2 protein-coding genes (both cut by a window edge) are annotated in these 15,670 nt (G+C 72.4%); both read left to right on the plus strand.

The annotated features are described in order from the left end of the window. Positions 1–4,920, plus strand: the 3' portion of a protein-coding gene (locus BM43_RS42465; RefSeq protein ID WP_052710559.1) for an SDR family NAD(P)-dependent oxidoreductase. 11,496 nt of this gene lie to the left of the window's left edge; 4,920 of the gene's 16,416 nt are visible here — the last part of the coding sequence; its start codon lies beyond the left edge, outside the window; its stop codon occupies positions 4,918–4,920. Continuing rightward, positions 4,917–15,670: the 5' portion of an SDR family NAD(P)-dependent oxidoreductase gene (locus BM43_RS37410; protein WP_052710560.1), read on the plus strand. The gene runs 586 nt beyond the window's last position; only the first 10,754 of its 11,340 coding nucleotides appear in the window; it begins with the start codon at positions 4,917–4,919; its stop codon lies beyond the right edge, outside the window. Before BM43_RS42465 ends, BM43_RS37410 begins: the two co-directional genes overlap by 4 nt.

Genomic DNA, 15,670 nt, shown 5'->3' on the forward strand with positions numbered 1-15,670 from the left:
GCGATGCGCAACGCGCGGGTTCGCGGGGGGCAACGGCATGGCCGGACGCTGTCGATCAACTGGCCGCTGTGGGCGCAGGGCGGGATGCGGGTGGACGCGGCGACGGCCGAGCGTCTGCGCGAGCGCTACGGCGTTCGGCCGTTGTCGAGCGAGGCGGGGCTGGCGGCGTTCTATCGCGCTTTCGCCTCGGGCCTGGACCAGGTCTGCGTGCTGCCCGCCGGCCAGACGCCGCCGGCTCGGGCCGGCGCGCCACGCGTCGCGCCGGCACGGCCGGTCATGAGCGCGGCCACCGCCACGGTTCCGACCACCGTGACGACTCCGACAGCGACCGAAAACGACGCACTCGCCGCACGCGCGATCGAGTATTTCCGCAAGTGGCTGGCCGCGCAATTGAAGGTGGGCGCGGACCAGCTCGACGACGATGCACCCCTCGACCGCTACGGCATCGATTCGGTGCGCGTGATGCAACTGACCTCGGCGCTGGAAAGTCGCTTCGGCCCGCTGTCGAAGACGCTGTTCTTCGAATACCGCAATGTCGCCGAGTTGAGTCGCCACTTCGTCCAGGCGCATCGCGAGCGCATGCTCGATCTGCTCGGGCTCGCGTCCCCGAGCGCGGCACCGCTGCCGACGAGCCGCCCCGCCGGCCCGGCCCCGCGTCCGGTGCCGTCCTCCGGGCCCGCGATCGAGGCATCGTTCGCGAACCGCCTGCGGTTCGCCCGGGCCGCGCGCGCGCCGGCAGACGGCCCGGCTGGCGGCCTGGCTGACACCCGGATCGCGATCGTCGGCCTCGGCGGCCGTTATCCACAGGCGAACGACCTCGATGCGTTCTGGGACAACCTCGAGAGCGGTCGCGACGCGATCACCGAGATCCCGCCCGAGCGCTGGGCGCTGACCGGTTTCTACGATGCCGGCAAGGATCGCCGCGGCATGAGTTACAGCAAGTGGGGCGGCTTCCTCGACGGCGTGGACGAGTTCGATCCGCTGTTCTTCAACATCTCGCCGCGCGAGGCCCAACTGATCGATCCGCAGGAGCGCCTGTTCCTGCAGTGCGCCTATCACACGCTGGAGGATGCGGGCCATACGCGCGAATCGCTCGGCACGGATCGCGTCGGCGTGTTCGTCGGCGTGATGTACGAGGAATATCCGCTGCTCGGCGTGCAGACGCAGCGTGGCGGCGGCGGTGGCGTCGCCTTGAACGGCAACCCGTCCTCGATCGCGAACCGCGTGTCGTATTGCTTCGATTTTCGCGGGCCGAGCATGGCCGTCGACACGATGTGCTCCTCGTCGCTGACGGCGATTCACCTGGCGCGCGAGAGCCTGTTGCGCGGCGAGTGCGACGCGGCGTTGGCCGGCGGCGTGAACGTGTCGATTCATCCGAACAAGTATCTGAGCCTGAGCCAGGGTCATTTCGCCTCCAGCGACGGCCGCTGCCGCAGCTTCGGCGCGGGCGGCGACGGCTACGTGCCCGGCGAGGGCGTGGGCGCGGTGCTGCTCAGGCGGATCGACGACGCGCTGGCCGACGGCGACGTGATCCATGCCCTGATCCGCGGCTCGAGCATCAATCACGGCGGCAAGACCAACGGCTACACGGTGCCCAACCCGGGCGCCCAGCGCGAGCTGATCGAGGCGGCGCTGGCCGCCGCCGGCGTGCGTGCCGACGAGATCAGCTATGTCGAGGCGCACGGCACCGGCACCGAGCTCGGCGATCCGATCGAGATCGCCGGGTTGACGCAGGCTTTCGGCGACGCGCATGCCGCAGCCGGACGTCGTTGCGCGATCGGCTCGGTGAAATCGAACATCGGCCATGCCGAAAGCGCGGCGGGCATTGCCGGGCTGACCAAGGTGCTGCTGCAGATGCGGCACGGCCGGCTGGTTCCGAGCCTGCATGCCGACACGCTGAATCCGCATATCGATTTCGAGCGCACCGCCTTGCGCGTGCAGCGCGAGCTGGCCGACTGGGTGCGCCCGCGCGCGACGGCGGCGGGCATCGAGCACGAGCTGCCGCGGATCGCCGGCATCTCGTCGTTCGGTGCGGGCGGGGCCAACGCGCACCTGATCGTCGAGGAGTACGCGGCGAGCACGCACGACGAGGCCGGGGAAGACGCGCCTCGCGCCACGCCCGAGATGATCGTGCTGTCGGCACGGACTCCGGCGGCCTTGCGCGGTCGGATCGCGCGCCTGCGCGATGCGCTGGCGCGGCGCGCCTGGCGCGATGTGGAACTGCCGGCGCTGGCCTACACGCTGCAGGTGGGACGCGAGGCGCACGAGCATCGCTTCGCCTGTCTCGCCGGGTCGATCGACGAACTCGTCGCAAGGCTCGTGGCCGCGCTCGACGGCGCCGCTAGCGGAGCCGAGGACGGAATGCTGTGGTTCGGCGAGGTTCGACGCGGCGAGGTGGGCGAGACGATGGCCTTGCTCGGCAGCGCCGACGAATTGCGCGCGACGCTGGACGACTGGATCGCGCGTGGACGGCTCGATCGGCTGCTGGCCCTCTGGGTGCGCGGGCTGCGGGTCGACTGGCGCGCGCTGATGCGCGAGCGGCCGGCGCGGCGCGTCTCGCTGCCCGGTTATCCGTTCGCGCGCGAACGCTACTGGATTCGCCAGGCCGAGGCGGCCGCTGTCGAGACCGGGCCATCGCGCCATCCGCTGCTGCACGAGAACAGCTCGACGCTGTATGGACAGCGTTTCGACACCTGGCTGGACGGCAGCGAGTGGTTCCTGGCGGATCACCAGGTGGGCGGGGCGAGGGTGCTGCCTGGCGTGGCCTATCTGGAGATGGCGCGTGCGGCAGTGCAGGCCTCGCTGACGCCGCCCGACGGCGGCGCGGCACCGGCCGTGGCGCTCACGCACGTGGCCTGGTCCGAGCCGCTGGTGCATGACGGCGCGGGGCCGTTGCAGGTGCGCATCGGGCTGGAGGCGAGCGGCGCGGGGGCGGTGCGCTACGAGGTCTATCGCGAGGTGGAGGGCGTGCGCACCGTGCACGGCCAGGGCTATGCGTCGACGGTGGACGAGGCGGACGTCCCCGGCCCGCTCGATCTGGGCGAGCTGCTGTCGCGGGTGGAAGCCTGGAGGAGCGGCGAGGCCTGTTATGCCGGGTTCGACGCCAGCGGAATCCATTACGGCCCGGCGCATCGCGGCCTGGTCGAGCTTGGGACGGGTCGCGACGCGCAAGGCCTGCGCTTCGCGCTCGGCCGTCTGCGGGTGCCGGATGCGGCAGCGGGCGCGGGCAGCGAGGCGTATGTGCTGCATCCGTCGCTGCTCGACAGCGCGTTGCAGGCCGGAGCCGGGCTGGACGAGGCGGAAGCGGGCCTGAGCCTGCCGTTCGCGCTCGATCGAATTCGCATCCACGCCAGGCCGCCGCGCGAGGCGTATGTGGTGGTGCGGGAGGCGGCGGGCTCGGGTGAGACGACGAGCAAGCGCGACCTGACGATCTGCGACGCGCAAGGACAGGTGTCGGTGGTGCTGGAGGGGCTGACGAGCCGGGCGCATCGAGGAGAGGGCGCGCAGTTGCTGGCGCCGGTCTGGCAGGACGCGCCGCGCGAGGCGCAAGGCGACGGGAAACCCCGTCACGCGCGCCGGTACGTGCTGGTCGATCCGGCCTTGCTGGGTAGCGGGAGCAGGGCGCTGGAAGCGCTGGGCGCGGCGTTGCCGGGCGTCGAACTGTCGGGCCTGGCGCTTGAGCAGGCCGAGGCGGACCCGGCGGCCGCCTTCGGCGCAGCGCTGGAGCAATTGCTGGGCGTGGTGGGCGAGTTGCTGCGCGAGCGCGATGCCGGCGACGTGCTGCTGCAAGTGGCGGTGCGCGGCGGCGAGACGGCGGCCTGGAAGCGCGGCCTGGCGGGCCTGCTGAAGACGGCGCGCGAGGAGAACCCGCGAATCTCGGCACAGCTGATCGAGATCGAGCCGGCGATGAGCACGATCGATCTCGCCGCTTGCCTGGATCTGGAGGCCGATGCCGAGCCCGAAGTCGTGGAGCGGCGCCATGCACCGGGTAGCGGCCGCTCCGAACTGGGCTGGCTGCCGTCGACGCCTTCCATGCCGGAGGGGCTGCCGTGGCGCGAAGGCGGCGTGTACCTGATCACCGGTGGAGCAGGGGGCTTGGGCCGCCTGTTCGCCCGGGAGATCGCGAGTCGGACGCGGCGTGCGACGCTGGTCCTGAGTGGGCGTAGCGAACTCGATGCCGAGGCGCGCGAGGCCTTGCGCGCGCTGGCGGGCGAGGGCGACGCGCGCGTCGAATACCGCCGCCTCGACCTGGGCGACGCGGCGGCGGTGCGCGCGGCGGTCGACTCGGTGGTGGCCGATCACGGCCGCCTGGACGGCGTGCTGCACAGCGCGGGTCTGCTGCGCGACGCGTTCCTGTTCAACAAGCAGCCGTCGCAATTGCGCGAGGTATTGGCGCCGAAGGTGGCGGGCCTGCAGGCGCTGGATGCGGCCACGGCGGCGCTGCGGCTGGATTTCCTGGTGAGCTTCTCGTCGACGGCTGCCGTGTTCGGCAACGTGGGCCAGGCCGACTACGCGAGCGCGAACGGCTTCATGGACGGCTTCGCGGCGATGCGCAACGCGCGGGTTCGCGGGGGGCAACGGCATGGCCGGACGCTGTCGATCAACTGGCCGCTGTGGGCGCAGGGTGGGATGCGGGTGGACGCGGCGACGGCCGAGCGTCTGCGCGAGCGCTACGGCGTTCGGCCGTTGTCGAGCGAGGCGGGGCTGGCGGCGTTCTATCGCGCCTTCGCCTCGGGCTTGGACCAGGTCTGCGTGCTGCCTGCCGGCCAGACGCCGCCGGCTCGGGCCGCCGCGCCGGTGACCGGCACCGCGTCCGGCGCGCGGCCCGACCCGCTGGAAGAACCGGCACACGCGCTGATCGAGCGTATCGCGAACGGCACGTTGAGCGAAACCGAATTCGAGGAGTGGCTCCTGGCATGAACCCGGCAACGCAACGCGCCGATGTGCGCGACGAAATCACGGCGCTCTATCGTCAGATCCAGGCGGGCAGCATCGAGCGCGGCGAGGCCGCCGCGCGCATCGCCCGGTTGCGCGCGTTGGCGCGTGACGGTGGCTCGGACGGCTCGAGCGGCACGGACGACGGGCCGGCCGTGCCGCTGGCCGCCATCGTCGAAGCGGTCAAGACGCGGGTGGCGGCCGTGCTGGAGGTACCGCTCGCACGCATCGAGGTCGACGCCCCGCTGGATCGCTACGGCATCGACTCGGTGACGGTGATGCGGCTGACCGGCGAGTTCGAGCGCGAACTCGGCCCTCTGTCGAAAACGCTGCTGTTCGAGTACCGGACCGTCGGCGAGGTCAGTCGATATTTCTCCGTGTCGCATGCGGCTTCGGTGGCGCGCTGGCTCGGCGTGGCCGCGAGCGCGCCGTCGGCGCCGCCCGGGGCGTACCAGGCGGGCGCGAGGACGATGCGCGCCATGGCCGTGGCCACGCGCGGCCTGGCCGTGCCGCCGGCGACAGCGAGCGCGAGCTTGCCGCAAGACCGTCCCGAGGCGACGGCGACCGGCACCCAGGCAGTCGCCGTGATCGGCCTGGCGGGACGTTACCCGCAGGCAGCCGATCTCGATGCGTTCTGGGAGAACCTCAGCACCGGTCGCGACTGCATTACCGAGATTCCGAGCACGCGCTGGGATCACGAGGTCTATTTCGACGCGCGCAAGGGCCAGCCGGGCAAGAGCTACAGCAAGTGGGGCGGTTTCCTGGACGGCGTGGACGAGTTCGATCCGTCCTTCTTCAGCATCTCGCCGCGCGAGGCGCAGCTGATGGACCCGCAGGAGCGGCTGTTCCTGCAATGCGCGTATCACGCGCTGGAGGATGCGGGGCACACGCGCGCCTCGCTCGGCGCGGCGCGCGTCGGCGTGTTCGTCGGCGTGATGTACGAGGAATACCCCTATCACGGCAGCCCTTCGCAGGGCACGACCCAGCCGCAGGCACTCGGCGGCAGCTCCGCGTCGATCGCGAACCGCGTCTCGTACGCCTTCAACCTGAACGGTCCCAGCATCGCGATGGACACCATGTGCTCGTCGTCGCTGACGGCGCTGCATCTGGCGTGCCAGAGCCTGCGCCTGGGCGAATGCGAGCTGGCGCTGGCGGGTGGGGTGAACGTGTCGATCCACCCGAACAAGTACCTTGGGCTGAGCCAGGGGCAGTTCGCCTCGAGCGAGGGCCGCTGCCGCAGCTTCGGCGCGGGCGGCGACGGCTACGTGCCGAGCGAGGGTGTGGGCTGCGTGCTGCTCAGGCCGCTGGCGGCGGCCGAGGCGGCTGGCGACCGGATCCTCGGTGTGATCCGCGCAAGCGCGATCAACCACGGCGGGCGTACCAACGGCTACACGGTGCCGAACCCGAACGCGCAGGGGGAGTTGATTGCCGAGGCCTTGCGGGCGAGCGGCGTCGACGCGCGCGCGATCAGCTACCTGGAGGCGCACGGCACGGGCACGGCGCTGGGCGACCCGATCGAGATCGCGGGGCTGGTGAAGGCCTATGGGGCGTGGGAGGGCGAGCCGGGTGAGCCGGGCGACGCACGGCTGGAGCCTTGCGCGATCGGCTCGGTGAAATCGAACATCGGGCATTGCGAGAGCGCGGCGGGCATCGCGGGGCTGACCAAGGTGCTGCTGCAGATGCGTCACGGAAAGCTGGCGCCGAGCCTGCATGCGCAGACGCTGAATCCGCTGATCGATTTCGGCCGCACGCCGTTTCGGGTGCAGCGCGAGCTGGCGCCGTGGCGGCGGCCGCGCGTGCGTGTGGACGGGGTGGAGCGGGAGATGCCGCGGCTGGCCGGGATTTCGTCGTTCGGAGCGGGCGGGGCGAATGCACACGTGATCGTCGAGGAATACGTGGCGCGGGCGGTGGAGGCAGCCGATGCGAGACGGGAAGGGCAGCCGGCGATCGTGGTGCTGTCGGCCCGGAGCGAGGCGCAGGTGCTGATTCAGGCGAGGAACCTGCAGGCGGCGATCGAGCGCGAGGCATATGGAGAAGGCGAGCTGGCGGCGCTGGCGCACACGCTGCAGGCAGGTCGCGAGGCGTTCGAGGTGAGGCTGGCGACGACGGTGACGAGCATGGCGATGCTGGTGGAGCGCCTTGCCTCGCTGGCCGGCGAGACGCCCGATTACTCGGCCTGGATGCGCGGCGAGGCGCGGCGCGACGCGGCCGACCTGCCGGCACCCGAGACGGTCGAGGGCTGGCTCGCGCAGGGCCGCGTCGAGCCGCTGCTGCGCGCCTGGCTGGACGGGCTCGCGTTCGACTGGAGGCGCCTGCGGGCGGCCGATCCGCCGATCCGGCCGCTGCGCCTGCCCGGCTACCCGTTCGCGCGCCAGCGCTACTGGGCGGATCCGCCCGCCGCGGCCGCGCCTCGGGTTGCGCGGCTTCATCCGCTGCTGCACGAAAACCGTTCCACCGCGTTCGAGCCGCAATTCGTCTCGCACTTCGACGGCCGCGAGGCGTGCCTGGCCGATCATCGCGTCGTTCACGCGCGCGTGCTGCCCGGCGCGGCCCAGCTCGAGATCGCGCGCGCCGCGGCGGCCCTGAGCCTGGGCGAGGCGGCGGCGCTGGAATTGACCGAGGTCGCCTGGCTGCAGCCGGCATGCTTCGACGAACAGGGCGGCTCGCTGCGTATCGCCCTGTTCGTCGACAGCGAGACCGAAGCCGAATTCGACATCGGCAGCCTCGACGGCGATACCGTCTACAGCCAGGGGCGGCTGAGATTGCGCGAGGCGGCTTCGCCGGTCGTGCTCGAACTCGCCTCGCTGCGCGCGGCCTGCGGGCAGGTGCCGCTCGCCCCGGAAGCGCTGTATGCGAGTTTCGCCGCGGCCGGGCTGCAATACGGGCCGGCCCATCGCGCCATCGCCGAACTGCGCACCGGCCTCGACACGGCTGGCCGGCCGCAGGTGCTGGCGCGGCTGGAGGTACCGGACGGCGCGGCCGATGAAGCCCTGGTGCTGCATCCGTCGCTCGTCGATGGCGCGATCCAGGCCACCATCGGCCTGCTGCTCGCGCCGGGCGGCGCTCGCCGCGCGATGCTGCCGGCCCGTCTCGGCCGCGTCGGCGTCGCGGCGGCCACGCCGGCGCGGGGCTGGGCATGGCTGCGCTTCGCCGAGGGCAGCGGCCCCGAGGATGTCGCGCCGCGCATCGACCTCAGCATTTGCGACGAGCACGGCGCGGTGGCGCTCGAGATCGAGGCCCTGACCTTGATGCCGGCGCCCGTCGCGAGCCAGACCGGTGTCGAGACGCTCTGGCTCGCACCGGCCTGGGACGAGGCGGAAGCGCCCCTCGATGCCCCGCGCGGCGCGGCGCAGCCGACCCGCGAAGTGTTCGTGGCAGGCCGGCTGCCCGACGGCGTGCTCGCCGCGCTCGCGCGGCGCTACGGCGAGAGCCGCGTGCATGTCGCGCCGGGTGCCGACGCGATGCCGCTTGCCGCGCGCTACGTCGCCGCCGCCGATGCGCTGTTCGCGATCGTGCGCGAACGTCTTGCCGATGTCGCGTCGGGCGAATGCCTGTTCCAGTTGCTGCGGGTCGAGGACGGCACCGCCGGCGCGGCCTGCCTCGACGGCCTGGGCGCGCTGCTGCGCACGGCCAGCATCGAGAATCCGCGTTTCGCGACCCAGTCGATCCGGATCGATGCCGCCGACGCGACCGACGGCGAGACGCTGCTCGCCCTGCTCGACGCGAATGCCCGCGAGCGGGACAGCCGTGAAATCGCCTACCTCGACGGCCGACGCCGCCAGCGCCGCCATCTCGAACTGTCGCAACCTGGCGGCGATGTGCCTGCCTGGCCGGCCGGCACCGTGGCGCTGATCACGGGCGGCCTGGGCGGCATCGGCTATCGCGTGGCCGAGTCGATCGCGGCGAGCGGCCCCGGCACGACGCTGCTGCTGTGCGGCCGCAGCGAGCCGGCCGACGCCGCGGCGCGGCTCGGCGCGCTGCGCGCGGCAGGTGCGAACGCGGAGTTCGTACGGACCGACATCACCGATGCGGCGGCCACCGAGGCACTCGTGGCAGGGATCGTGGCACGTCACGGCCGTCTCGATACGGTGATCCACAGCGCCGGCATCGTGCGCGACAACTTCGTGATCCGCAAGAACGCCTCCGAGCTGCATGCGGTCCTGGCGCCCAAGGTGGCCGGCCTGGTCAACCTCGATGCGGCGACCCGCTCGCTGCCGTTGCGCGAACTGATCGTGTTCTCGTCGGTTTCGGGCGCGTTCGGCAATGCGGGGCAGGCCGACTACGCCTGCGCCAACGCCTTCATGGACGCGTTCGCCGCGTGGCGGGCCACGCGCGTGGCCGCCGGCGAGCGCAGCGGCCGGACCCTGTCGATCGGCTGGCCGTTGTGGGCCGAGGGCGGCATGCGGGTGGACGCGGCAGTCGAGGCGAAACTGCGCCGCGACGGCCTGGCGCCGCTCGACACGGCCAGCGGCCTGGCGGTGCTCGCGCGCTGCCGGCAACTGCCGCCCGAGCTCACGCAGGTGGTCGTGCTGGCCGGCGACGCGGCGCGGCTGCGCGCGCGTCATGGCCTCGCCGCGGCGGCCATCGGCACCGCGGCATCGGCTCCAAATCGGGCGCCGAATCCGGCGCCGAATCCAGCGTCGCTTTCGTCCGTGCCTGGCGGCCAGGACGCGACACGCGCGGCGTCGGCGGCGTTGCTTGCCGACGAGGCCCTGCGGCACGTGAAGCGGCAGCTCGCGGCCGTGATTCGCCTGCCGGTCGAGCGCATCGACGAGGACGCCTCGTTCGAGGAATACGGTATCGATTCGGTGATGGCGGTCGAACTGACCGACCGGCTCGAACGCGCCTGCGGGCCGCTGTCCAAGACCTTGCTGTTCGAGTACCAGTCGGTACGTGATCTGACGGCCTTCCTGGTTCGTCACCATGCCGAGGGGCTGGGCGCCGCGTTGGGCCTCGGTGAAGCGTCGAGCGACGGCGAGACGGCCAAGGCGGAGGTCGCGGTCGCGGCGCTTGCCGCTGGTGCGGTCGCCACGGCACGCGCGGCTGGACCGGCGCTCGCGCCGGTTGCGCCGCGCACGCGCCGCCGTCCGCGCGGCCGCCTTCCCGGGCGTGAGAGCGAGCCGCCGCGCATCACCGCGATCGCCGTGATCGGCCTGGCGGGACGTTACCCGCAGGCAGCCGATCTCGATGCGTTCTGGGAGAACCTCAGCACCGGTCGCGACTGCATCACCGAGATTCCGAGCACGCGCTGGGATCACGAGGCCTATTTCGACGCGCGCAAGGGCCAGCCGGGCAAGAGCTACAGCAAGTGGGGGGGCTTCCTGGACGGCGTGGACGAGTTCGATCCGTTCTTTTTCAACATCTCGCCGCGCGAGGCGCAGCTGATGGACCCGCAGGAACGGCTGTTCCTGCAATGCGCGTATCACGCGCTGGAGGATGCGGGGCATACGCGCGCCTCGCTCGGCGCGGTGCGCGTCGGCGTATTCGTCGGCGTGATGTACGAGGAATATCACCTGCTCAGCGATCCGGCCGGCGGGGATCTCGCGCAGACCTACATTCCGGGCGGCTATCTCTCGTCGGTCGCGAATCGGGTGTCCTACTTCGGCAATTTCCGCGGGCCGAGCTTCGGCGTCGACACCATGTGCTCGTCGTCGCTGACGGCGCTGCACCTGGCGTGCCAGAGCCTGCGCCTGGGCGAATGCGAGCTGGCGCTGGCGGGTGGGGTGAACGTGTCGATCCACCCGAACAAGTACCTTGGGCTGAGCCAGGGGCAGTTCGCCTCGAGCGAGGGCCGCTGCCGCAGCTTCGGCGCGGGCGGCGACGGCTACGTGCCGAGCGAGGGCGTGGGCTGCGTGCTGCTCAGGCCGCTGGCGGCGGCCGAGGCGGCGGGCGACCGGATTCTCGGTGTGATCCGCGCAAGCGCGATCAACCACGGCGGGCGTACCAACGGCTACACGGTGCCGAACCCGAACGCGCAGGGGGAGTTGATCGCCGAGGCCTTGCGGGCGAGCGGCGTCGACGCGCGCGCGATCAGCTACCTGGAGGCGCACGGCACGGGCACGGCGCTGGGCGATCCGATCGAGATCGCGGGGCTGGTGAAGGCCTATGGGGCGTGGGAGGGCGAGCCGGGTGAGCCGGGCGACGCACGGCTGGAGCCTTGCGCGATCGGCTCGGTGAAATCGAACATCGGGCATTGCGAGAGCGCGGCGGGCATCGCGGGGCTGACCAAGGTGCTGCTGCAGATGCGTCACGGAAAGCTGGCGCCGAGCCTGCATGCGCAGACGCTGAATCCGCTGATCGATTTCGGCCGCACGCCGTTTCGGGTGCAGCGCGAGCTGGCGCCGTGGCGGCGGCCGCGCGTGCGCGTGGACGGGGTGGAGCGGGAGATGCCGCGGCTGGCCGGGATTTCGTCGTTCGGAGCGGGCGGGGCGAATGCGCACGTGATCGTCGAGGAATACGTGGCGCGGGCGGTGGAGGCAGCCGATGCGAGACGGGAAGGGCAGCCGGCGATCGTGGTGCTGTCGGCCCGAAGCGAGGCGCAGGTGCTGATCCAGGCGAGGAACCTGCAGGCGGCGATCGAGCGCGAGGCATATGGAGAAGGCGAGCTGGCGGCGCTGGCGCACACGCTGCAGGCAGGTCGCGAGGCGTTCGAGGTGAGGCTGGCGACGACGGTGACGAGCATGGCGATGCTGGTGGAGCGCCTTGCCTCGCTGGCCGGCGAGACGCCCGATTACTCGGCCTGGATGCGCGGCGAGGCGCGGCGCGACGGCAATGACGCACTCGCGCATTTCGCCAAGGATCCCGAACTGAACGAGGTGCTGCGCAAATGGCTCCGCGCCGGCAACCCGGTGCGTATCGCCGAATTGTGGACACGCGGGCTCGACATCGATTGGGCCGCCATGCAGGAAGACGGACCGGCGCCGGCTCGGCTGCGCTTGCCTGGTTATCCGTTCGCGACGAAGCGCTACTGGATGGCGCGCGCGGACGGCTCGCCGGCACTGGCCGCGCGGGCGGCGGTCCCGGCCCGGCCTGAGCCGCCGACCCGGGCCGCCGTGCCGCCCGCGGCCGTCGAGGTGCTGGCCGATGCGCCGCGCGTCGCCATCGTGCTCGGCGAGCCCGGCGGATTCGAAGCGCGTTCCGAAGGCGCCGCGCGTGCGGCGTCGATTCGCCTGGCCGTGCTCGACCCGCTCGACGAGTTCGAGCCGCCCGCGACGTCGGCGGCGCCGGCGGCAGCCCGGCAGGACGACGGGCAGACGGCGGCCGCGGCGCGGCAGGTGCCGGCCGGCATCGAGGTGAGTATCGAGCGTCTGCGCCTGAGCCTCGCGCAGATGCTTTGCGCCGAGGCGGCCGATCTCGGGCCCGATGTGCCCTTCGGCGAGCTCGGGCTCGATTCGGTGGTGGGCGTCGAGTGGACGCGCGCGATCGGTCGCGAGTACGGCGTGACGCTGGCCGCGGCGACGCTCTACGATCATCCGACGCTGACCACGCTGGCCGCCTGGCTCGCCGCGACGGTCGAGGCCGGTGCCGCGATAGCGACGGCTGGGCGCGATGTGCCGCCGCGGCCGGGTGCGCATCCGGTGCGGCTCGTCGAGCCGGACCAGGATGTCGCGACGCCGCTCGCAGCCGCAGCCGCAGCCGCCGTCGAAGGAGGCAACGAAGCCGAGGTGGCGGCCGGCATGGTGATGCCGATCGAAGCCTTGGTCGAGCGGCTCGCCGGCACGCTCGCGCAGGCGCTGTGCGCCGAGCGCGAGGAGATCGATCCCGACACGCCGTTCGCCGAACTGGGCATCGATTCGGTGGTCGGTGTCGAGTGGGTGCGCGACATCAATCGCGCCTTCGGCACCGAGCTGAAGGCGACGGTGCTGTTCGACCATGCCACCGTGAAGCTGCTCGCCGCGCATCTGGCGCCGCTCGCGTGTCCGGCGCCGCACTCCGTTCGCGTCGACCCGCCCGCAGCGCCCGTCGAGCAGTTGGCGGCCGCGAGCGCCGTGCCCGCCCGGGAGCTCGCGGACACGGCGCGCCACGCCGGATCGCGGGGGCATGTCCAGGCTGTTGAACCTGCCGCTCCCGTCGCCAAGACCGGAAACGCCCCGCGCGTCGAGGCAGGCAGCTCCGGCGCGCGGCCCGCTTCCGTCGCCGGTGCGATGCGCATCGCCGTGATCGGCGGCGCCGGCCGCTACCCCGGCGCGCCCGATCTCGACAGCTACTGGCGCAATCTTGCCGCCGGGGTCGATTCGGTCGGCGAGGTGCCGGCCTGGCGCTGGTCGGGCCAGCCGTACGCTGACGACGAGGCCCTCTACTGCCGCCGGCTCGGCGCGCTCGACGACATCGAGTACTTCGATCCGCTGTTCTTCAACATCAGCCCGGCCGAGGCGGAACTGATCGATCCGCAGCACCGGCTGTTCCTGCAGGAAAGCCATCGCGCCTTCGAGGATGCCGGCTATGCGGGCGCCGGTCTCGACGGCCTGAACTGCGGCGTCTATCTCGGCATCATGGGCTGCGAGTACGCGCAGATCGTGATGCGTGCCGGCCGCGGCAGCGCGACCGGCGCCAGCGCGGCCATCGCGGCCGGGCGGGTGGCCTATCACTACAACCTGAACGGCCCGGCGATCCCGGTCGATACCGCCTGCTCGTCGTCGCTGGTCGCGATCCACCTGGCCGCGCTCGCGCTCGAACGCGGCGAGATCGACCTGGCGCTGGCGGGCGGCGTTTCGCTCTACCTGAGCGCGGAAACCTACGCGCGGATGTGCGAGGCCGGCATGTTGTCGCGCAGCGGCAGTTGCCGCAGCTTCGACGACGGCGCCGACGGTTTCGTGCCCGGCGAGGGAGTCGGCGCGGTGGTCCTCAAGCGGCTCGACGACGCCCTGCGCGACGGCGATCGCGTGGATGCCGTGATCGTCGCCTCGGGCATCAACCAGGACGGCCGCACCAACGGCATCACCGCGCCGAGCATGAAGAGCCAGGCCGCCTTGCTGCGCACCGTGCATGCCCGCCATGGCATCGACCCGGCCAGCATCGGCTACGTCGAGGCGCATGGCACCGGCACGCGACTCGGCGACCCGATCGAACTGGCCGCGCTGGCTACCGCCTTCGGTGCCGCGCCGCGCGCCGGCGGCCCCTGCGCGCTGGGCGCGGTCAAGACCAACCTCGGCCATACCTCGGCCGCGGCCGGGGTTGCCGGTCTGCACAAGATCCTGCTTTGCCTGCGTCATCGCGAACTCGTGCCGAGCCTGCACTTCACGCGCCCCAACGCGCATTTCGAGTTCGCCGGCTCCGGGTTGCGCCTGGTGAGCGAGCGCGAAGCCTGGGCGACGCACGGCGATGCGCCGCGACGGGCCGCCCTCAGTTCGTTCGGCTACAGCGGCACCAATGCGCACCTGGTGGTCGAGGAGTATGTCGATGCCCGGCTCGGCGCCGGGGAGCCATCGCGCGAGCCGCTCGACCTGGTGCTGTCGGCCAAGACGCCGGCGCAGTTGCGGGCGCGTGCCGCCGCCTTGCTGGAGCGGATCGAGGACGGTGCTTACCGCGACCGGGACCTGCCCCGGATCGCCTGGACCCTGCTGCATGGCCGCGCGGCCTTCGGTGAGCGGCTCGGCATCGTGGCCGCCGATCTCGGCGGGCTCGCGCAGGGGCTGCGCGCGTTCCTGGAAGGACGCGGCGTGCCGAACCTGTTCGTGCCCGGCGGCGGCGCCGAGGACAGCGCGCTGGTGCGCTGGGTCGAGGGCGGCGCGTTCGACGCGCCGCGGGTGTCGCATGGCGAGTGCCAGCCGGTGCGGATCGGCCTGCCGACCTATCCGTTCGCGCGCCTGCGCTGCTGGGTCGAGACGGAACGCGCGGTCGCGCCGCTTGCCGCGGCCGCGGCGTCCAGCCAGGATCCGCGGCGCGAGGACGGCACGAGTTTGCAGGCCTTCGCCTCCGAATGGGTCGTCGATACGCGCGACGGCGCCGCGGCGATCCCGCCCGGCCGCGTGGTGCTGGTCGCCGCGCGCGAGGGCGACACGCTGGCCGACGCGCTCGGGGTGGACTGGCCCGAGGCGGCACGGCTCGATCCGGCGCGCGACGGCGGCTCGCCCGAGACGCTGCGCGAGGCGCTCGGCGCTGCCGGCTCGATCGGTCGGCTGATCTGGCTGCTGCCGCGCGAGGCCGGCACGTCGGCCGAGCTGCTGGCCGCGGCCCAGGCGGGCGGCGTCGGATTCGGCCTGCGCCTGGTCCAGGCGCTGCTCGCGCTCGGCTACGGCACGCGGGCGCTGCGGCTCGATGTCCTCACGCGGCAGGCCGCGGCGCTCGACGGCGAGGCCGTCGAGCCTGCCCACGCGGGCGTGCATGGGCTGCTCGGGGCGCTCGCGAAGGAATACCCGCACTGGTCGGTGCGGCTCGCGGATCTGCCGGCCGACGACAGCGCGCGCGAGCCGCTCGCGCAGAGCCTGCGGCGCGAGGCCGATCCGCAGGGCGAACTGCTGGCGTGGCGCGGCGGTGCCTGGCACCGCGAGCGCATGGTGCCGGTCGGGTTGCCCGCGCGCGCGGCCGCCGCGCCGTTTCGCGAGCGCGGCGTGTACGTCGTGATCGGCGGCGCGGGCGGGCTCGGCGTGGTGCTGACCGAGCATCTGGTGCGCCACTACCGGGCGCGCGTGGCCTGGATCGGCCGCCGCCAGATGGATGCCTCGATCGCCGCGAATCTCGACCGGATCGCCGCGCTCGGGCAGCGCCCGCTCTACCTGCAGGCCGATGCGACCGA

This window comes from Burkholderia gladioli (assembly GCF_000959725.1).
Taxonomy (GTDB): Bacteria; Pseudomonadota; Gammaproteobacteria; order Burkholderiales; family Burkholderiaceae; genus Burkholderia; species Burkholderia gladioli.